The organism is Hahella chejuensis KCTC 2396, assembly GCF_000012985.1.
Lineage (GTDB): Bacteria > Pseudomonadota > Gammaproteobacteria > Pseudomonadales > Oleiphilaceae > Hahella > Hahella chejuensis.
In genome coordinates, this window is record NC_007645.1 from 5,854,027 (window position 1) to 5,875,482 (window position 21,456).

At 58.0% G+C, this 21,456-nt stretch carries 15 protein-coding genes; 9 read left to right on the top strand and 6 right to left on the bottom strand.

Features of this window, described 5'->3' with window-relative positions:
- Positions 1-13: 13 nt before the first annotated feature.
- The 6 genes from HCH_RS25740 to HCH_RS25765 all read right to left on the bottom strand — a co-directional run bounded on the left by HCH_RS25740 (position 14) and on the right by HCH_RS25765 (position 6,956).
- The gene (locus tag HCH_RS25740; RefSeq protein ID WP_011399449.1) at positions 14-646 is read right to left on the bottom strand and encodes an MBL fold metallo-hydrolase; all 633 of its coding nucleotides are present in this window, start codon (positions 644-646) and stop codon (positions 14-16) included.
- Positions 647-741: 95 nt separating this feature from the next.
- Positions 742-3,243: a putative bifunctional diguanylate cyclase/phosphodiesterase gene (locus HCH_RS25745; protein WP_011399451.1), complete on the bottom strand. Its 2,502-nt coding sequence runs from the start codon at positions 3,241-3,243 to the stop codon at positions 742-744.
- Entirely contained in the window at positions 3,240-4,901 is a 1,662-nt protein-coding gene (locus HCH_RS25750; protein ID WP_011399452.1) for a diguanylate cyclase, read from the bottom strand. The genes HCH_RS25745 and HCH_RS25750 overlap by 4 nt, the downstream gene beginning before the upstream one ends.
- Positions 4,891-5,283 (bottom strand): response regulator, encoded by a 393-nt coding sequence (locus HCH_RS25755; protein WP_011399453.1) that lies wholly within the window; start codon positions 5,281-5,283, stop codon positions 4,891-4,893. The genes HCH_RS25750 and HCH_RS25755 overlap by 11 nt, the downstream gene beginning before the upstream one ends.
- A 141-nt stretch (positions 5,284-5,424) precedes the next feature.
- Complete coding sequence (locus HCH_RS25760) at positions 5,425-6,210, bottom strand: substrate-binding periplasmic protein (RefSeq protein ID WP_011399454.1); 786 nt, start codon at positions 6,208-6,210, stop codon at positions 5,425-5,427.
- 143 nt (positions 6,211-6,353) lie between these two features.
- The gene (locus HCH_RS25765) at positions 6,354-6,956 is read right to left on the bottom strand and encodes a TetR/AcrR family transcriptional regulator (RefSeq protein ID WP_011399456.1); all 603 of its coding nucleotides are present in this window, start codon (positions 6,954-6,956) and stop codon (positions 6,354-6,356) included.
- Between the two features lie 299 nt (positions 6,957-7,255).
- On the opposite strand from HCH_RS25765, the gene HCH_RS25770 reads away from it, so the two are divergent.
- The 9 genes from HCH_RS25770 (at position 7,256) to HCH_RS25810 (ending at position 21,307) form a co-directional block, all read left to right on the top strand.
- Positions 7,256-9,055, top strand: a complete 1,800-nt coding sequence (locus HCH_RS25770; RefSeq protein ID WP_011399457.1) for an acyclic terpene utilization AtuA family protein — start codon at positions 7,256-7,258, stop codon at positions 9,053-9,055.
- A gap of 1 nt (position 9,056) precedes the next feature.
- Positions 9,057-9,920, top strand: a complete 864-nt coding sequence (locus HCH_RS25775; RefSeq protein ID WP_011399458.1) for an SDR family oxidoreductase — start codon at positions 9,057-9,059, stop codon at positions 9,918-9,920.
- 16 nt (positions 9,921-9,936) lie between these two features.
- Positions 9,937-11,553 (top strand): acyl-CoA carboxylase subunit beta, encoded by a 1,617-nt coding sequence (locus HCH_RS25780; protein ID WP_011399459.1) that lies wholly within the window; start codon positions 9,937-9,939, stop codon positions 11,551-11,553.
- A gap of 42 nt (positions 11,554-11,595) precedes the next feature.
- Entirely contained in the window at positions 11,596-12,771 is a 1,176-nt protein-coding gene (locus HCH_RS25785; protein WP_011399460.1) for an acyl-CoA dehydrogenase family protein, read from the top strand.
- 3 nt (positions 12,772-12,774) lie between these two features.
- A complete protein-coding gene (locus HCH_RS25790) occupies positions 12,775-13,581 on the top strand; it encodes an enoyl-CoA hydratase/isomerase family protein (RefSeq protein WP_011399461.1) in 807 nt (268 codons plus the stop codon).
- Entirely contained in the window at positions 13,578-15,533 is a 1,956-nt protein-coding gene (locus HCH_RS25795) for an acetyl/propionyl/methylcrotonyl-CoA carboxylase subunit alpha (RefSeq protein ID WP_011399462.1), read from the top strand. Before HCH_RS25790 ends, HCH_RS25795 begins: the two co-directional genes overlap by 4 nt.
- Before the next feature lie 34 nt (positions 15,534-15,567).
- Positions 15,568-16,398: an SDR family oxidoreductase gene (locus tag HCH_RS25800; protein WP_011399463.1), complete on the top strand. Its 831-nt coding sequence runs from the start codon at positions 15,568-15,570 to the stop codon at positions 16,396-16,398.
- Between the two features lie 77 nt (positions 16,399-16,475).
- Positions 16,476-18,311: a long-chain-acyl-CoA synthetase gene (locus HCH_RS25805; protein WP_011399464.1), complete on the top strand. Its 1,836-nt coding sequence runs from the start codon at positions 16,476-16,478 to the stop codon at positions 18,309-18,311.
- A gap of 95 nt (positions 18,312-18,406) precedes the next feature.
- Positions 18,407-21,307 (top strand): EAL domain-containing protein, encoded by a 2,901-nt coding sequence (locus HCH_RS25810; protein ID WP_011399465.1) that lies wholly within the window; start codon positions 18,407-18,409, stop codon positions 21,305-21,307.
- Positions 21,308-21,456 lie beyond the last annotated feature (149 nt).

The following is a 21,456-nucleotide window of genomic DNA, read 5'->3' on the forward strand; positions in this document are numbered from 1 at the left end:
AGGAAAGGCGCGGCTAGTCTTTCACGAAAGGATTGGTTTTACGTTCCGCGCCGAAAGTGGACATGGGGCCGTGCCCGGGGATGAAGGAAACATCATCGCCCAGTGGCCATAATTTGGTTTTGATGGACTGAATCAACGTGGCGTGGTCGCCTTTAGGAAAATCAGTGCGGCCGATGGAGCCATTGAACAGAACGTCGCCCACCAGCGCCAGCCGCGCGCCCTGATGGAAAAAAATCACATGTCCGGGCGTATGTCCCGGGCAGTGCAACACCTGCAGCGTTTCCTCGCCGACGCTGACTTCATCGCCCTCGTTCAACCAGCGATCCGGGGTAAACTGCTTCGCTGTAGGAAAGCCGAACATCATGCTTTGTTGCGGCAAGGCATCGATCCAGAATTTGTCCTCATATTCCGGCCCTTCGATCGGAATTTCATGAGCCTCCGCCAACTCCGCAGTTCCGCCGGCGTGATCTATGTGAGCATGGGTCAGCAGCACTTTCTCCAGCGTCAGCCCGTTGCGGGACAATACCGCTTCGATTTTGGCGAGATCGCCGCCTGGGTCCACCACAGCAGCCTGACGCGTTTTTTCACACCAGAGCACGGTGCAGTTCTGAACAAAAGGGGTAACGGGCACAATTTCGTATTTCATGACTACTCACTAAATCCAAGTCCTACAACAGGCGCAGCCCCATTCTATTACACCGGGTCACTGACGCAACCGCTGGATTTATAAAGCCCCGCTATTTATAAAGCCCCGCTCTCTTGACCTGAGCCGCTCAGGTAGTCTTTCTCAAACTGGTCCACCAGCATGGGACGGGCGACATAAAAGCCCTGGATCAGATCACACCCCTGCTGTCTCATGACGCGGATCTGATCAATGGTCTCCACTCCTTCCGCCAGTATCTTCAAGCCTAAGGTTTTCGCCATTTGCACAATCGCGATAACGATCGCCAGATTATCCTGGTCATGCGGGATATCGCGAATAAAAGACCGGTCAATCTTCAATAGATCCACCGGATACCGCTTCAGCGAAGCCAGATTGGAAAAGCCGGTGCCGAAATCATCCACCGCCACGCCAACCCCCAGACAACGCAGCTCCATCAGTTTGGACACCGCTGTCTCTATGTCCTTGGCCAGCGCGCTTTCTGTGATTTCCAATTCCAGCAGGCGCCCATCCACCTGAAACTCCTCCAGCATCAAACCAACCTGGGATACAAAGTCAAAACGTCCGAACTGACGCGGCGACACGTTCACAGCCAGACGCACGGCGCGGCCATATTGACGCTTCCAGTCGGCAATCTGCTTGATGGCGCAACGCAACACATATTCGCCCAACTGGTCGATGAGACCATGAGCTTCCGCCACTGGAATAAACTCCGCCGGCGACACCGGCCCCCGCACTGGATGATTCCAGCGCAGCAATACTTCCGCGCCGAATATGCGGTGGTTGTACAAATTGACCTGGGGTTGGTACACCAGATGAAACTCGCGGTTGATCAGCGCCTTGCGCAAGTCACTGGTCATGCTTACCTGGGCTTTCAGCTCTGAAGCCATGTGCTCTTCAAAAATAACGAAGTCGTTCTTGCCCATTTTCTTGGCAGTGAACAACGCCATGTCGGCTTCTTTGTACAACTCAATGCCAAAGTTGGATTTGTGTTCGCGACTGTAGGTGGCGACGCCAATACTGAGGCCAATGCTGATTTCATCCATGCCGATGTTGAACGGCGTCTCACAGGCCTCCAGCAGCCGCTCCGCATATTGAATCACCTGCTTCTTGTCACGCACGCCTTTGAACAGAATGGCGAACTCATCCCCTCCCGGACGGCACAACACCGCAGTGTGGGGGATCAGGGATTCCAGGCGCTTGGACAAGTCGACGATCAGCTGATCGCCCAACTCATGCCCGTAAGCGTCGTTGATATGCTGGAAGTTGTCCACGTCGATCAGAAACAGTGAAAACTGATCCCGCACGCCATAACGCACGTTGCGAATGGCCAGTTCCAGGCGGCGCTCCAGATGCAATCGGTTAGGCAGCCCGGTGAGCGCATCGTGCTGCTCTTTGAACGACATTTCCTTGATCAGGCTGCGCACATACATGCTCACCATACGGGCCCGACGCGCGCGCGCCATGAGATTGATGCGCAGCACTTCAGGATCGATGGGTTTCATTAGAAAATCGTCGCCAGCCAGTTCGATGGCGGACAGTTGCGCGCTGGAGTCAGACTCCGCGGAGAGAAACACCAGCGGCACATTGGCGAACTGCACATGCTGCCGAATGATCTGACCAACCTCTAATCCAGAGCATTCCGGCATATGCAGATCGAGAACAATCAGTTCCGGTTTGAACTCAATGATCACCTGCAGCGCTTTTTTCGGATCGCTCAGGGTGCGCGCCTCCACGCCGGCCGCTTCCAGATGCGCCCGATACAAGGCGGTAATATCTTCATCATCGTCCACCAACAGTATGCGATATGGCTCAGCGGGAGTTTCTTCCACCATATCTTCAATGCTGGCCAGCAGACTCTCAGAGTCCAAAGGTTTGGTCAGGTAGTGGCGCACCCCGGCGCGCACCGCCTGCAGGCGCGCTTCAAAGTCGGTGCGCGTGGAAATAATCACCAGGGGAACGCCGCTCAGTTCGGATGAAGCCTGGTTGATGGCGAAGTCCAGCCCCGCGTTCTCCCCTTCCGGCAGAATAACGTCCATCAGAATCGCGAGAGGCATGTCCTCTTTCGGCCGCTGCATCAGCGCTGTCAGACTGTCAAAGATACGCACGCTGTAGCCGTGCTGCTCAATGTGGGTTTTCATCCACTGCGACAGCATGGGGTCATCCTCAACAATATAGACCAAGCGTCCCGGACAAAGTCTATTCTCCATCTCGCTGGCTCCAGACACCGCGTCGCCGGTATGAGGACGACGCATCAGTTGTAAAAGCAGACCCATGCGCTCGTTATACTTATCAAATGCGGTCGAGCCTTCTCTGATCAAGTCCTGCAAATAAGCATTTAATTCCGCCGCCGCCGCGCTGAGCTCAGGAAGCCCGAACGTCTTTCCCGACCCGGCCAGGCTGTGCAGCGTCATACAGATATCGTTAAGACGCTGACGATCGCTCTTTTTCAGCAATTCGTCCCACCATTTCTCCAGCGCATCCGCCCTGGCGCCTAAGGATTGGCGATAATGTCGCTGAATCTGCGCCAACTTGTTTATCAATGCACCGTCCATGCCCTTACCGCTACTCCTGTCCGTCATTCTGAAGTCTTGGGATTATAAATACAGACTTTGTTACGCCCCTGCTGTTTAGCGTCGTATAAGGCGTCATCCGCCGCCTTGCTAAGCATTGTCATGTCGTCAATATCCGGAAAGGCGGCGATGCCTGCGCTGAAGGTCACCTGCAGAGGGTCTTCCTCGGTATTGTGGTTGATGGTGGCGAAGCTCATGCGCATGGACTCAATGACAAAGCGAGCGTGCTCTTTGGTGGTATCCGGCAATATCACCACGAACTCCTCGCCGCCGTAGCGCCCGATGACGTCGCTACGACGCAGACGCCCTTGCAGATAACGGGCGAAGTTCACCAACACGCGGTCGCCCATCAGGTGACCGTATTGATCATTGACCCGCTTGAAGTGGTCCAGATCGACCATGACATACGCCAGACTGCTTCCCATACGACGGGCCCGAGACAGTTGTTGGGACAGATACTCTTCAGCGCTGATATGGTTGAGCAGACCAGTCAGACCATCCCTGCTCAGCATGCCGCGCAGTTCTCTGCCGCGGCGCGCCCGGCTCTCCACCGAGGCCAACAGAAAAAGCGCCGGCACCGGCTTGATGAGAAAGTCATCGCCGCCGGCGCGTATCGCGCCCAAGTGGCGGGCGATATCCTGCTCCACCGACACAAAAATGATCGGCACGCCATATAAGGTCGCGTCCTGACGGATCGCCACCGCCAGTTCAATACCGTTATAACCGGGTAAATATAAATCCATCAGAATCACATCAGGGAAGAACTCCATCAGCACATCAGGAATATCCTCCGGCTGCGACACCACCCTCGCATTCATTTGCGCCTGCTCCAATAACTGCGCGTGATACATCGCCAGCTCACTGTCGTCATCGATCAGCAGCACTCGATAGGGGACGTCGCTCTCCGAGATAAAGCATTGATCGAATTTACTTAATAACTGAGAAATATCCGGCGGCGACTGCAACACTTCGCGTATGCCGGCCCGGTACGCCTGCACGCGCAAAAACAGGCTCGGCGCCTGATGTAATACGAACACAAAAGGGACTTTGGTTTTACCCATTTCAATGGGCGCCGGACAGGCCTGGGACGCACCCAGTTCTTCATACACCACAATGTCCGGCTCAAACTGCAGCGCATGTTCGCTCACATCCTCCGCCGAACAGGCGCGCACTTCATAACCGTAATGTTTCAACTGTTCCGGCAACGAACTGCAGGCGCTTTCTTTCGACAAAGCCAGCAGCGCCTTGGGCGCCGCCGGTCGCTGGATGCGCTGGGAGGAAATCAGTGAGGGCTCTTCGTTGCTTTGCTCATCCGGTTGCGCGGAAGAGTCGACCTGAGTCAGCAGATTGTCGATTTCCAACACCAAACGCTTGGCGTTCTCGGGAAAATCGGAAAGCTGATCGACCTTTTGTTCGATCTTCTGCATCAGCGCGGAGAGGCGGGCGAACCCGTATGAAGCCCCAGAGCCAGCCAGACGGTGCACCAGGTGCCGGAATGGCATCAATATTTCCCGGTTGAAGCTTTGCAGCGTCCTGATAGAGGCCCAGCTATCGCGAACATTGGTCAGTTTTTGCGGCAAGGCGCTTGCGTAGGCCGTCCGCAGGGCCTGCATTTTTTCCATCGGCGAGCGTGAATCGTCCTTCGCGTTCTCCCGCTCATCCCGCATGCACCTTCTCCCAAAGCCGCTTAACCTCATCGGATAGCTTCATCGGGTCAAAGGGCTTGGGGATCACGCCGATCGCCCCCAGACTGATAAATTCATCTATTTCCGATTTCTGCACTTTGGCTGTCATAAACGCAACGGGCAGATGTTTGCATTCCTCCACTTCCCGCAAGGCTTGCAATGTGGAGGGCCCATCCAACTCGGGCATCATCACATCCATCAGCACCAAGTCCGGCATTTCCTGAGGAATCACCTCCAATGCTTCTCTGCCTGAGCTGCACAGCACAACCTCGAAACCACCAATGGCCTCCAGGGCCATCTGCGCTATAGCCTGAATATCGGGTTCATCTTCCACATAGACAATTTTCCGAATAGGAGGAGCCACAGGTATCTCCTTGCTCATTCACGCGCGTCGCAACCGCCAGTCTCGACGACCGGGCGCACGTCGACATTTTTCGTTGAACCTTAGCTAAAAGCATAGACCCCGTTTGCGATACGGGACAATTTTTTGTTTGTTTTAAAGGTGTTAATCCAATGCCTTGGAGGACTGCGGCCAGGATTCCCGCAAATGTCGCCATTGGGGCTTCATGCCCCATTTTTTGTAGATGCGCTCCAGTTCTCCAGATTGGTACAACTGGGGCAGATTACGATCCAGTATCGCCTCAAACAGACGTCCGCGCTCGTTATCCGCAAAGCCGACATAGAGCTTCTCACCACTTTTGACTGTGACGTATTTATAGTCCTGTTCTTCCAGCTCCAACTCGCGCATGGCGCGCTGAATATTGACGGAGTAATCAATGATGTATTTCACTCTGCGTCGCGTCACCAATTCCAAGCCCTGCTCGATGCTCTCCAACTCCACAGGCTCCATGCCCGAATTGAACCACTGTTTGAAATCGTAGCCCCGAATCCAGGCCGCTTCGCCGCTTCGCACCCGCCTGACGCCTCGCCACTCCTGGTGCGGCCCTCGCAAAAATAACGCCACGACAGGATCATCAACACAGAAGTGCAACTCAGGAATCCGCATGACATCCTTGCGACTGCCGTATACGCCGACCAGTGCGTCTTTCTCTTTATTGGAGACCCAATACAGGGCTCGTTTCCAAGGCACTATTTCACAGATAACGGTGACCCCGTCCGGCATGTAAATAGCGTTGAGAACATCCCAGTACAGCCCAGTGCAATCCGCGTTGGAGTAGGCCGCCCACTCTTCGGAAACCGCATGTAGTTTGAGTTCAGAGTCAGCGGCGCATAGCAGGGTTTGTAGCCAAAGAAGCGCGCTGCACAGGGCGCCGCTGCGAATAGTGACCATGGCGAATTTCCCTTTTGGGGAACTGCGCGCACGAAGTCAACGCACAATCCCTTTCAACAGATAATTCCGATCAACGGATATCAAGAAAAACTATAGACCATGATGGCGGGCGCCGCGTATTTCAGGGCGAGGAACAGGAACGCCTACTCTTTGACGACCAGATATAACGCCTGTTGCGCCAGTTCCTCCACCGTCATACTGCCTTCCGGCTTGTACCAGGTGATGGTCCAGCTCAAAGCGCCGGTCAGGAAACGCCGCAACACCGCCACGTCGCCTTTCACCAGACCCGCATCCCGGGCTTCGCTCAGGGTGTCGAGCCACAGGCCTTCGTATTGATCGCGCAGTTTCAGGATCTCATCCTGGCGGGGCTCAGACAGACTGCGCCACTCATACACCAGCACCGTCATCGCTTCACCGGTGCCGCCCAACACCGACTCCAGCTCACAACGCAACAGCGCCAGCAGCCGGTCGCGAGGCGTTGGAGCCTGTTCCAGGGCTTCGCGCATTTTGGCGGTGATGTACAGAATGGTCTCTTCCATCACCGCAAACAGGATATCTTCCTTACTGCGGAAATGATGAAAAATACTGCCGCTCTGGATGCCCACGGAAGCAGCCAGATCTCTCACCGTTGTACGTTCGTAGCCTTTTTCTTTGAACAGGTGCGCAGCCTTGGCCAGCAACCTGCCCCTGGCGCTCTGAGGGTCGGTGATGCGTCCCTCTTCGATAAGTTGCGCAAGTTGTTTCATAAGCAATCACATTCCTGAGCTGACTGATGGGAGCCTCCGCGGCGGAATCCGGGGGCCGTCGCGGGGCCGGACATTCTAACGGCAAACGTCGGAAAAAACTCCCTCATGGCGCTTAGCCGAAGGTTTACATCGTTCCTAAGTCTATCTCAATTCGCCCCCTTTACAAACCAAGCGCTTGCTTGGTATCGTTGGACAGGCTCGAATCAAACAATAAGCGTTCAACAACAATAACTCTTCAAACGACATACAGGCGATATCCGCATGTCAGCGATATTGATCAGAAAGGAACGGGCGATACCATGACCACCAAGTCTACTCTGCGCATTGGCTGCGCAGCCGCATTTTGGGGCGACACCAACACCGCTGCGGCGCAATTGCTGGAAAAAGGCGATCTCGATTACATGGTGTTCGACTATCTGGCGGAAATCACCATGTCCATTCTCACCGGCCAGAAGCTGCAAGATCCTAATAAAGGCTACGCCACTGACTTCGTTGACCATGTGATGAAGCCGCTCCTGCCGCGACTGAAGGAAAAAGGCGTGAAGGTGATCAGCAACGCCGGCGGCGTCAATCCCCAGGCCTGCCGCGACGCGTTGCAGGAACACATCGACAAACTGGGCCTCGATCTGAAAATCGCCGCCGTCATGGGAGATAACATCCTGCATCGCCGAGCAGAGTTTGAACGCCAGAATCTGACGGATATGTTCTCCGGCGTTCCCCTGCCCCCGGTCTGTGTCAGCATGAACGCTTATCTGGGCGCGCCGGGCGTCGTCACCGCCCTCGCGCACGGCGCTGACATCGTCATTACCGGGCGGGTGGTGGACAGCGCACTGGTGCTGGCGCCGCTGGTTCATAAGTTCGGCTGGTCCATGGATGAGTATGACAGGCTGGCCCAAGGCAGCCTGGCGGGCCATATCATTGAATGCGGCGCGCAATGCACCGGCGGTAATTTCACCGACTGGCGCAATGTGGAAGGCTTCGACAACATGGGGTTTCCTATCGTGGAAGTCGACGCCAACGGAGATTTTACTGTCACCAAACCTGAAGCCACCGGCGGTCTGGTCAGCCTGGGAACCGTGTCCGAGCAATTGGTTTATGAAATCGGCGACCCCGGCTCTTATCTGTTGCCGGACGTCATTTGCGATTTCACCCAGGTAAAACTGCAGCAAGTCGGCCCGGATCGAGTCCGCGTCACCGGCGCCCGCGGGCGCGCGCCTACCGACAAATACAAAGTGTGCGCCACCTATCCGGACGGCCATAAATGCGTCGCCACTTTCCTCATGGCCGGCATCGACGCCGCCGCTAAAGCAAAAATCACCGCCGACGCCATTCTTCGTAAAACCCAGACGCAGTTTGAAGAACGCGGCTGGCCAGGGTTCACCGAGACGGACATTGAGCTGCTGGGAACGGAAGCCACTTACGGCGCCCACGCCCAGACCGGCCATTGCCGGGAAGTAGTAGTGAAAATAGCCTGCGCGCATCCGCAAAAAGAAGCGCTGGCGTTGTTTTCCCGGGAGATCGCCCAGGCGGCCACCGGTATGGCGCCGGGCATCACCGGCATCGTAGGCGGACGGCCCACGGTTTGGCCAAAGATCCGTTTATTCTCGTTTCTGACGAAGAAAGACGGCATCACCATCACCGCCAATATGGAAGGCGTAGGCAAGCATGTTGAAGTGAACTGGGGAGGCGACCCTGAGCCTTCTCCTGCGGAAGCAGTCCATATTGACTCTGCTCCGCTGGAGCCGACACAGACGGAGGTTCCTCTCATCCGGTTGGCGTGGGCTCGTTCCGGCGACAAAGGCGACCACGCCAATATCGGCGTGATTGCGCGCCGGGCGGAGTATCTTCCCTACATTCGCGCAGCGCTCACCGAAACGACGGTGCGCGATTATATGCAACATGTGCTGCATCCACAGAATGGACGCGTCACCCGTTGGGATCTGCCGGGCATATCCGCCCTGAACTTCCTGCTGGAGAACAGCCTGGGCGGCGGAGGCGTCGCCAGTCTGCGTATCGATCCGCAGGGGAAAGCCTTCGCCCAGCAGTTGCTGGAATTCCCGATCCCCATTCCCAGCAGCATTGCAGAGGAGTTGGCCTGATATGCCCTATCAATCGGTATTCCGGGAAAACGCATTCGCTGACCGCGCCGTCATTGTCACCGGCGGGGGCAGCGGCATAGGGCGCTGCGTCGCTCACGAACTCGCGGCGCTCGGCGCACGAGTCGCCATCATCGGTCGCAAGCAGGAAAAGCTGGAGCGCGTACTGGCGGAGATTCATGAGGATGGCGGAGCCGCCAGCGCGTATGTCTGCGATATTCGCGAAGAAGACAAAGTGAAGGCGGTCATCGCAGAAATACTTGCGGAACTGGGTCCTGTCCATGGCTTGGTGAACAATGCCGGCGGTCAGTACCCCGCGCCTCTTTCAGCCATTAATCAAAAAGGATTTGAAACCGTAGTGCGCACCAATCTGGTAGGCGGATTTCTGATGGCCCGCGAGCTGTATAACCAATGCCTCAATAAACAGGGCGGCGCCATCGTCAACATTATCGCCGACATGTGGGGCGGCATGCCCGGCATGGGGCACTCGGGGGCCGCCCGCGCCGGCATGGACAACTTCACCAAAACCGCCGCCGTGGAATGGGCGGCGGCGGGAGTCCGCGTTAACGCCGTGGCGCCGGGCTGGATCGCCTCCAGCGGACTGGACCATTACGACGCCAGCATGAAACCCATGCTGCTGTCACTGGCCAATGGCGTGCCGTTGAAACGCCTGGGAACGGAGGCCGAAGTTTCCGCCGCCATCTGCTTCCTACTCAGCGAGGCGGCGGCGTTTATCAGCGGAGCCACCTTGAGAGTGGACGGAGCCGCCTCCCAGGGCGGTCGCGTATGGCCGCTGCCGAAAGCGAAAAACGTACCGGTCTACAACGGCTTCCATCGCGCCGTCCGACCCAAAGTCCTCGACGATTAACAGCCGGAACCGCGCCATGCCGAAGCTCACCTCTCAAATTGACATTCATTCCGAAGAATTCGCCGCCAACCGCAGCGCTATGATGACGGCGATCGAATCCTTCCGCAGCATAGAAAGCAAAGTGCGCGAGAAAGCCCTGGAGGCCCGCGAGAAGTTTCATAAAAAAGGCAAGCTATTGCCCGGAGAGCGCCTGAATCTATTGCTTGATCGCGGCGCGCCTTTTCTGGAACTGTGCTCCCTCGCCGGCTACAAGATGCATGACGACAAAGACGGCTCCTACGCCGGCGGCGGCTCCATCGTGGGCATCGGTTATGTGCAAGGCGTGCGCTGCCTGATCATCGTCAGCAACAGCGCCGTCAAAGGCGGGGCGATTTCTCCCGCCGGACTGGAAAAAACCTTGCGCGTACAGCAGATCGCCATGGAGAACAAGCTGCCGGTGATCACTCTGGCGGAATCCGCCGGCGCCAATCTCAACTACGCGACGGACATTTTCGTGCAGGGCGCGCGGGGCTTCGCCAATCAGTGCCGCCTTTCCGCCGCAGGACTTCCCCAGGTCACCGTGGTGCATGGCAACGCCACCGCAGGCGGCGCTTATCAGCCCGGGCTGTCCGATTATGTGATCGCGGTGAAAAACAAAGCCAAAATGTTCCTCGCCGGACCGCCGTTATTGAAAGCCGCCACCGGTGAAATCGCCGACGACGAAACTCTGGGCGGCGCCGAGATGCACGCCTCCATCGCCGGTACCGCAGAATTTCTGGCGGAGGACGACGCTGACGGCGTGCGTCTGGCGCGGGATATTCTGAAACGCATTCCCTGGAACGATCAGCTCGCTCCGGCGCCTGCGCGCACCTGGAAAGAACCGCTGTATCCAACGGAAGAACTGCTTGGCGTGGTTCCCGCCGACGCCCGCAAACCCTATGACGTACGCGAAATCGTCGCCCGCATCGCGGATGGCTCTGAGTATCTGGACTTCAAACCGCTCTACGATAATCAAACAGTATGCGGCTTCCTCCACATTCAGGGCATGGCCTGCGGCGTCATTGGCAACAACGGCCCTATCACCCCCAAAGGCGCCGCCAAGGCCGCTCAGTTCATCCAGCTTTGCGAGCAAAGCAATACCGCGATCCTGTTCTTCCATAACACCACCGGGTTTATGGTCGGCACGGATGCGGAACAGAACGGCGTCATCAAGCACGGCTCCAAGATGTTGCAAGCGGTGGCCAACGCCAAGGTTCCCCGACTGACCATGGTGGTCGGCGGCTCTTACGGCGCCGGCAACTACGCCATGTGCGGCCGAGGCCTGGACCCAAGGTTCATCTTTTCCTGGCCCAACAGCCGCACCGCCGTCATGGGCGGCGCTCAGGCGGGCAAGGTGCTCCGCATCGTCACCGAAGAAAAGCAGGCCAAACTGGGCCTGACGCCGGACCCGAAGATGCTCGACGACATTGAGAAAACCGCGGCGGAAAAAATTGAGCAAGGCTCCAGCGCCCTCTACGGAACCGCGCGTTTATGGGATGACGGGCTGATCGATCCCCGCGACACCCGTCGCGTTCTGGCGTTGCTGCTGGATGTTTGTTACGAGGCGGAGCGCAGAGCGCTGCGCCCCAATACTTTTGGCGTGGCGCGCTTCTGACGCAGGCGCGACGAGGCAGGTTTACACAGAGGAAAAATAACAATGATATTCACTCAGGAACACAGCGAACTGCGACGCACCGTGCGTAATTTCGTGCAGAACGAAATCCAGCCCCATATCGATGAATGGGAAAAAGCCGGCGCCTACCCCATGCGCGAGATATTCAAAAAACTCGGCGATCTGGGCCTGCTCGGCATTCATAAACCGGAAGAATACGGCGGCCTGGGACTCGATTACAGCTATAACCTGGCCGCGGCGGAGGAGCTAGGCGCTTGCGGCGCCGGCGGCGTGCCCCTCTCCATCGGCGTACAGACCGACATGTGCACCCCCGCCATCGCCCGCTTCGGCTCCCATGAACTGAAAAGTGAGTTTCTCGCTCCCGCCATTCGCGGCGAGATGATCGGCTGTATCGGCGTGAGCGAAACCTCCGCCGGCTCCGATGTCGCCGGCCTGAAAACCAGCGCCCGCAAAGACGGCGACGACTATGTGATCAACGGCTCCAAAATGTGGATCACCAACTCGCCGCAAGCTGACTTCATGTGCCTGCTGGCCAATACCAGCGACGACAAACCGCATAAGAACAAAACTCTGATGGTCGTCCCCATGAACCTGCCGGGCATTGAAGTAGCCCCGCATCTGGACAAACTCGGCATGCGTTCTTCCGAAACCGCCCAGGTATTTTTCGATGACGTGCGCATTCCCCAGCGCTATCGCATCGGCGCGGAAGGCATGGGATTCATGATGCAGATGGTGCAGTTCCAGGAAGAGCGCATGTGGGGCGCCGCCAACACCATCAAGGCCTTGGAGGCCTGCGTTAATCAAACCATCGCCTACTGCCGGGAGCGCAAAACCTTCGGCCAGCCGTTGATCGACAACCAATACATTCATTTCCGCATGGCGGAGCTGCAAACAGAAATCGAAGCCCTGCGCGCCCTCACCTATCAAGCTTGCGAACTGTATATCCAGGGCAAAGACGTCACTCAACTGGCGTCCATGGCGAAACTGAAAGCGGGCCGCCTCGGTCGCGAAGTCACCGACAGCTGCCTGCAATACTGGGGCGGCATGGGTTACATGTGGGACAACCCGGTGTCGCGGGCGTTCCGTGACGTGCGACTGGTCTCTATTGGCGGCGGCGCCGATGAAATCATGCTTGGCATCATCTGTAAGCTGATGGGAACGCTGCCAGGCAAACGCAGCGCCAATTCCACAGGAGAATAAATCATGAGTCTTCCCGTCACCGAAACACTGCTGGCCGAGCAGCGCGACCACGCCCTGCACATCACCCTGAACCGTCCTCAGGTCCGCAACGCCATGAGCCTGCAGATGGTGCGCGAGATCATGGCGCTATTCGACTACGCCGATACCGACGACAGTATTCGCGCCATGGTTCTGCGCGGCGCCGACAGTCACTTCTGCGCCGGGGGAGATATCGCCGACATGGCCGCCGCCCGCGCCGAGGCGGGGTCAGGAAACAGCGATCCATTCCAGGCGCTGAACCGGGAGTTCGGACGCATGATCACGCGCGTCAATCAGGCGTCGCAGACAGTGGTAGCGTTACTGGAAGGCTCAGTGCTGGGCGGCGGCTTCGGACTGGCCTGCGTCAGCGACGTCGCCATCACCCTGAGCAGCGCCCGCTTTGGCCTGCCGGAAACAGGGCTGGGCATTCCTCCTGCGCAAATCGCACCTTTCGTGGCGCGCCGCATCGGCCTCACCCAAGCCCGTCGTCTGGCGCTGCTGGGCGTACGCTGCGACGGAGAAGAAGCGACAAGACTCGGCATCGCTCATGAGTGCGTCGCAAACGCCGATGATTTGGCGGAAAAGCTGGCGACGATCCTGGCGCAGATTAGACGCTGCGCGCCCCAGGCCAGCGCTGTCACGAAAAAGCTTTTGCTGGATGTAGAGTCCACTGAACTGGAAACGCTGCTGGATCGCGCCGCCGCCGACTTCTCCCGCGCCATCCAGGGCCCGGAAGGCAGAGAGGGCGCGCAGGCGTTCATGCAGAAACGCAACCCGGAGTGGGCGCAATGATCACGAAGATACTGGTCGCCAACCGGGGCGAAATCGCCTGTCGGGTGATCCGCACCGCCCGCGACCTCGGCTTTCGCACCGTCGCCGTCTACAGCGACGCGGACCGCGACGCGCCTCACGCCTTGTTGGCGGACGAAGCGGTGCGACTCGGCCCGGCGCCCGTGGCGGAGTCCTATCTGGATGGCGATAAAATCCTCGCCGCCTGCCGCCTGAGCGGCGCCGACGCGGTGCATCCCGGCTATGGATTTCTTTCAGAAAACGCCCGTTTTGCAGAGCTGTGCGCAGACGCCGGCGTGACCTTTATCGGTCCTCCCGCCGACGCCATCGCCCTGATGGGCAGCAAACGCCTATCTAAGCTGGCGATGCAGGATGCGGAAGTCCCCTGTATTCCCGGCTACGAAGGCGAGGACCAAAGCGACGCCACATTGATAGCCGAGGCCGGACGCATTGGCTTCCCGGTCATGATCAAGGCCTCCGCCGGCGGCGGCGGTCGCGGCATGCGCCTGGCGCAGGGCGAAGCAGAGTTGGCGGAGCAAATCAAAACGGCGCGCTCGGAAGCCCTCAACGCCTTCGGCAGCGACGAACTGATTCTGGAAAAAGCCTTACTAAAACCCCGTCATATCGAAATCCAGGTATTCGCCGATTCTCATGGCTCCGCCCTGTATCTGGGTGAACGGGACTGCTCCGTGCAGCGCAGGCACCAGAAGGTCGTAGAGGAAGCGCCTTCCCCCTTCGTCGACGCAGAGCTGCGCGAGCGTATGGGCGCGGCGGCGGTGAAAGCCGCCCAGTCCTGCGGTTATGTCGGGGCGGGCACCGTGGAATTTCTGGTAGATCAGGACAAGCAGTTTTATTTTCTGGAAATGAACACCCGTCTGCAGGTGGAGCACCCCGTTACTGAACTGGTCACTGGTTTTGATCTGGTGGCGTGGCAGATTCAGGTCGCCGCCGGCTCAGCATTACCAGTCACTCAGGAACAAGTGCGCATTCAAGGGCACGCCATGGAAGTGCGTCTGTATGCGGAAGATCCGCAGCAGAATTTTCTGCCCCAGACCGGCCGCATTCAACGCTGGCGACCGGCGCGGAACGAAGGCGTACGCATCGACGATGGCGTCAAAGAGGGTCAAACCATTACGCCCCATTACGACCCCATGCTGGCGAAAATCATCGCCTGGGGCGCGGACCGGGAAGAAGCCCGTCGCCGCCTGATACGGGCCGTGGAAGACAGCCTGCTGTTCGGCGTCACCGGCAATCAGCGCTTTCTGGCCAATATTCTCAAACACCCCACATTTCAACGAGGCGAAGCCAATACCGGCTTTCTCGCCAATGAGTTCAAGGACGATCCCTCATTGTCGCCACAAACACCGGCGGATTTAGTCGTGGCGCTGGCGGCGCTGATTTTCCACCACCAGAGCGACGCCGCTCATCCTCACTGCAACTGGCGCAGCGCCGGCTATCAATCATGGCCCTACGAACTGCGCAGCAGCGACGATATTTGGGAGCTGGCGCTGGAAGCGCAGGAAAATGGCGCTTTCCAGGTCAGACTTGACGAGCGCGTCCTCACTCTCGGATTACACAGTATTGAGCCGGAGCAGGCGCTGTTCGAATGTGACGGTCTGCGCCGCCGGGTGCGCTATTTACGGCAAGAAAATCGTCTATCCATGCATCTCGACGGCTGCGTCTATGAGTTTGAAGACCTGACCCACGCCCCGGCTGAAGCAGGCGATGTCGCTGGCGACGGCAGCATCCGCGCCTCCATGGACGGCCGTATCGTGGATGTGCTGGTCGAGCCGGGACAGCAGGTGGAGAAAGGCGCCACGCTGGTGGTGCTGGAAGCCATGAAAATGGAGCATCCGCTGAAAGCGGATATCTCAGGCGTGGTGACGGAGGTCAAAGTGAAAACCGGCGATCAGGTCAGAATCCGTGAGCTGCTGGTCACCCTCAGCGCGGATTAGTCATTACATAAAAACAACAAACAAGGATCACCCCATGCAACCTCTGCACAATAAGACCATTATCATCACCGGCGCCTCTCGCGGCATCGGGCGCGCCATGGCCCTGCGCTTCGCCCGGGACGGCGCTAATGTTACCCTGGCGGCCAAATCCGCCGAACCTCATCCCAAACTTCCCGGCACTATCCATAGCGTGGCGCAGGAAGTCGAGCAAGCGGGCGGCAAGGCGCTGCCCGTGCAGCTTGACGTCCGTGACGAAAACGCGGTGAAGGAGATGGTGGAGCGCACTGCCGCAGCGTTCGGAGGGGTGGACGCCGTCATCAATAACGCCGGCGCCATTAAGTTGTCCGGGGTGGAGCATACGCCCATGAAGCGCTTTGACTTGATGCATCAGGTCAATACCCGCGCGGTGATGGCGACCGCCCAGGCCGCCCTGCCCTGGCTGAAGAAATCCGGACTGGGGCACATTCTCAATCTGTCGCCACCGGTCAATCTCAACCCCAAATGGTTCGCACAGTATTCTCCCTACACCCTCACCAAATATTCGATGTCCATGCTGACCCTGGGGATGGCGCAGGAATTCCGTCGCTACAACATCGCCGTGAATTCCCTGTGGCCGCAAACCCTGATCGCCACCGCCGCCGTTGAATTCGAAGCAGGCGGCAAACAGGCGCTGGATCGCGCGCGCAGCCCGGAGATCATGGCGGACGCCGCCTACGCCATACTGTCCGACAAAACACAGCGCCGCAGCGGCGAATGGCTGATTGACGAACAAGTACTGCGTGACGCCGGTGTGACGGACTTTTCCGCCTACACCTACAACCCCGACGCAGGTCAGGCGTTGATGACGGATTTGTTTGTCGACTAGTCGGGATTATTGACTAACATTGAAAAGCAGTACCGGACCCGCCCCTATTAAAGACAGAAAAACAAGAGGACCGCACCATGCCGCAGGAAGGCCGCATATCCGCCCGAGATCTGGCGCGTCAACTGCCCTTTGTCGCCCAGAAACTGCCTTCCCTGCTCAAAGGTTATTACTACTACGCCCTGCTCAAGCCGGACAAAGCCCTGGCCATCGGCGACATCATCGAACGCAATGCGAACGCCCATGGCGACTGCGACGCCGTTCTCTACCGCGACCGGCGCATCAGCTATCAGGCGTTCAACGCCTGGGCCAACCGTTTCGCTCACTATTTTCGCGCCCGCGGCATCGCCCGTGGCGATGTCATTGCATTTAACCTGGAGAATCGACCGGAACTGTTGGCGGCATTGGCCGGCGCGCTGAAACTTGGCGCCGCCGGGGCCATGATCAACACCTCCCTGCGCGGAGACGCCCTGGCTCATTGCCTGCGCCTCACGCGTCCCAAACTCATTGTCGTAGGAGAAGAGCAATTGGAGGCTGTCGCTTCCGCCGCGTCCCAGATCGACATCGCCGCAGACCCGCAACACATGCTCTTTCTGGCGGACGCGGATACGCTCAAGGATCACTCTGAAGCGCCGGGGGGATATGTGGATCTGGGCGCCATGATCAAAAACTATCCCGACGTGAATCCGGTTATCAGCGATCACCCACTCGCCGGCGACACCGCCGTGTACCTGTTCACCTCCGGCACCACCGGCCTGCCGAAGGCCGCTCCCAGCAGCCATCGCAAATGGTTCAAGGCTTATGGCGGCTTTGGCCATATGTCGCTGGCGCTGACGGAAAAAGACGTCGTCTACGCCCCCCTGCCCCTGTATCACGGCACCGGACTGCTGGTGTGCTGGGGCGCGGCGCTGGCGGGCGCGTCCGCTATCGCCATCCGCCGCAAGTTTTCCGCCAGTGAATTCTGGAGCGACGTGCGCCTGTATCGGGCCACCTGCTTTGGTTATGTCGGCGAACTGTGCCGCTACCTGCTGGCGCAGCCACCAGGCCCCCAGGATCGTCACCACAACCTGAGAAAGATGATCGGCAATGGCCTGCGGCCATCTATCTGGAGTCAATTCAAGGAGCGTTTCGGCATTGAGCAGATCGCGGAGCTGTACGCCGCCAGCGAAGGCAATGTCGGCTTCAGCAACTTTCTGAATCTGGACAACACCGTCGGATTTTCCACCGCCCCTTACGCGCTGGTGAAGTTTCATGAGGGCTCGCGGGAACCGGTTCGCAACAACAAGGGCAAACTGCAGAAAGTCAGCAAAGGCGAGCCGGGATTACTGCTGGGTAAAATCACGCCGAGATGGAACTTCGAAGGCTACACACAGCCGGAAGCGACGGAGAAAGCCATCATCCGCAACGCCTTCCGCAAAGGCGACGCCTGGTTCAACACCGGCGACGTGCTGCGGGAAATCGGTTGGCGTCACCTGCAGTTCGTGGACCGTATGGGCGATACCTTTCGCTGGAAAGGGGAAAACGTCTCCACCACGGAAGTGGAAAACGCGCTGGACAAGCTGGACGACGTGGAAGAAGCCGTGGTCTACGGCGTAGAGATTCCCAACATGAGCGGCAAAGCCGGCATGGCGGCCATTGTGGCGAAGGACAAACAACGCGGCCCGGATATGCGACAACTGGCGCAGGCCATGCAGGAGGCGTTGCCAGCTTACGCCATACCGGTCTTCATCCGCGTCACGCCCAGCATCGCTAAAACCGGCACCTTCAAATACCGCAAAGTGGATCTGCAAAAAAACGGCTATCAATTAAATAAGCCGGAGGATCAGGTTTATCTATGGGCGCCCGAAACCAGAGGGTACCGTTTATTGACTCAGGAAATGATCGCCGCGCTGGAGTCCGGCGGCTATCGCCTGTAGCGCCAAGCATAATATTACAGTAGTTCACGTTTACCGCTTTCAACAGAGCGCCGCATCGCCTATTTTAGTGGCCTTCCATTGCAGTATCTCCAGGTATGAGCCGGCGTTCGATTATTTTCCAGATGTATCCAACTCCTCGCCTTGCGCACACGCTGTCAGCCGTCGCCGCTATGGCGTTGTTGTGCTTGATGTCGTTGCACGCGCAAGCCGACGACGTGAACGTCCATGCCGGCGAGTTCCCGCCGACCATTCCACAGGTGCGCCACTTCGCCGCAGAGATCGGCTCATCTGAACTGGAGCAGGCGCGACAGTCTCTGCGCATAGCGCCGAAGATCTCCGCGTCGCAGATCAATTTCGGCTTCACCGGCAAAGAACACTGGTTCGCCTTCGGTCTTCTGAACCGCAGCAGCGACAGCCGCGAGCTGTTTCTCAACCTGGGCAACCCACTGCTGGATAATATTGAACTGTTCCTGTTCCGGCTGGGAGAAAGCCAACCGGAGTACGCCATCAGCAGCGGCGCTCAGCGTCCATTCCATGAACGCCCGATCAACCACCCGAATTTCGTCTTCCCCCTGCAGTTGGCGGGAGACACCGGCTACGAAGTGGTGATCAAGGTTGACGCGACCTCCTCCATCCAGGTTCCCATGAGCCTGTGGGAGCCGTCTCAGTTCACCGCCTACAACCACAAAGAGGCGAGTCTGTCCGGCGCACTGCTGGGAGTCATTGGCATCATGGCCGCTTATAATCTGATGCTGTTCCTGTTTCTGCGCGATAAAGGATATCTGTATTTCACAGCGGCTCTGGGCGGCTATGCATTGGCGGAAGCCTCCCTGTGCGGGCTGGCGTACGCCTATTTCTGGCCGGACAACCCAACCTGGAACGCCAAAAGTCTGGTCTTCTTCATCAACCTCTGCCTCGCGGCGCTGGCGCTGTTCACTCGCAGCTTTCTGTCCTTGCCGGAACGTTTGCCAGCCATTGCGCGGGGGTTCGCCCACATCGCCGGCTGGTGTCTGCTGTGCGCGCTGCTGGCGTTCTTCGCCTCCAACACGGCTATGCTCAAACTGTCTCTGTTGAACATCGCCATAACGCCTATGTTTGGTTACCTCACAGGTCTTTATCTGCTGCGCTCCAACTTTCGTCCGGCGCGTTATTTCACACTGGCCTACACTTTCCTGGTATTCGCATCCATCGTATTTTGCGCCGGGAAAGTCGGTTTGCTGCCGTTGAACAGCCTGACCGGCCACGCCACCCAGTTCGGCGTCGTCGGCATGGTGTTAGCGCTCAGTCTGGCTTTGGCGGATCGCTTGAAAGGCGAAAAATCCGCACGTGAGTTCGCACAGTTGCAGGCCACGGAAAACCTGGAGAAATACCGCGCCATCTATGAAAACTCTCTGGAAGGCATGTTTCGTCTCGACGCCAAAGGCGCCTTGATGGCCTGCAACCCGGCGTTCGCCCAGCTACTGGGCGCATGCAACGAGAAAGAATTAGTCAGCAACACCCGCGACCTGAGCGGCATGATTCCCCTCCAGGAAGACGCGCGTCGCTTGTTTTTCCTATCGTTGAAGCAATACGGCCATGTGTTTGGCTTTGAAGCCCGCTGCCAGCGTCTCGACGGCAAGCAATTCTGGGCCACCATTTTCGCCCGTCAGGTTGTCACGCCCGGCGGCGCAGGCTTTGTGGAAGGCTCTATCGTCGATATCACCGAGAAAAAGGAAAACGAGCAGCAGTTGCACTATCTGGCCCGTCACGACCCGTTGACCGGCCTGCTCAATCGTACTGAGTTTGAGTACCGTCTCAATAACGCACTGGTGCGCTCCCGTGAGCAAGGGCTGCAACATGCATTGCTGTTCATGGACCTGGACCAGTTCAAGATTGTCAACGACACATCCGGCCACGCCGCCGGCGACGAACTGCTGCGCCAAATCGCCGTTATGTTCCGCCAGCATCTGCGGGAGCGTGATTCACTCGCCCGCCTGGGCGGAGATGAGTTCGGCATCCTGCTGGAGCGCTGCGGCATAGAAAAGGCGTCGGAGATCGCCCACCGGTTGCGCAACGAAGTCAGCGAATTCCGCTTCGCGCTGAAAGAAAAAGTATTCAGCGTCGGCGTCAGCATCGGCATTGTGCCGATTACCGCGGCGACGCCTTCCATCGAGGAGATATTCAGCCTCGCCGACACCGCCTGTTACGCCGCCAAGGACGCCGGCCGCAACCGCATCATCGTGCATAACGAAAAGACCGGGGAAATCATTCGCCGTCAAAGCGAGATGCAGGTGGTCACCGCACTACAGGAAGCCATTAAACAAAATCAGCTGGTGCTCTATAAACAGAACATTGGCGCACTGAAACCTGAGCTGCGCGGAGAACGTTATGAAATTCTGGTGCGCTTAAAGCAGGGAGCGGACATACTGCCTCCCGGCGCCTTCCTGCCGGCGGCCGAGCGCTACAATATCATTCGCTCACTGGACCGTTGGGTCATTGACGCCTACTTTAAGTGGCTGCATGCGCGCCCGGGTCAGTTGGAGCGGCTGAGTCAGGTCAATATCAACCTTAGCAGCCAGACCATCAATGATTCGGAGTTCGCCGACTTCCTGCTGACCGCGTTCACCAAATACAGTATTCCACTGGATAAAGTCTGTTTTGAAATCACGGAAAGCTCCGCCATCTCCAGTCTGGTGGAAACCACCGCCCTGGTGCAGAACATGCGCGCCAAAGGCATCAAGTTCGCTCTGGACGATTTCGGTAGCGGGTTTTCATCTTACTCGTACCTGAAAAGCCTGCCGGTGAACTCCCTGAAAATCGACGGCAGCTTCGTCCGCGACATTCTCAGCGACCCCGTGGACCTGGCCATGGTCCGCTCCATCACAGAAGTCGCCCACATTATGGGTCTGAACGTCGTGGCGGAGTTCGTGGAGAATGAAGAAACCGTGGAACGATTGAAGAGTCTGGACGTGGACTTCGTACAGGGCTACCACATTCACAAGCCTATGCCGCTGTAAACTTGCAGGCTCACTGCAAACGCAGAACGGGCGCGCGCCTCTCGCGTCCGTTTAGCTCCCTCTTGATACGCCTTTCCCCGCCACAAGAAAATCTCTTGGACAAACTCAAAGCGAACAGCGCCATTGCTCCATGTCACTGGGAGAAACTA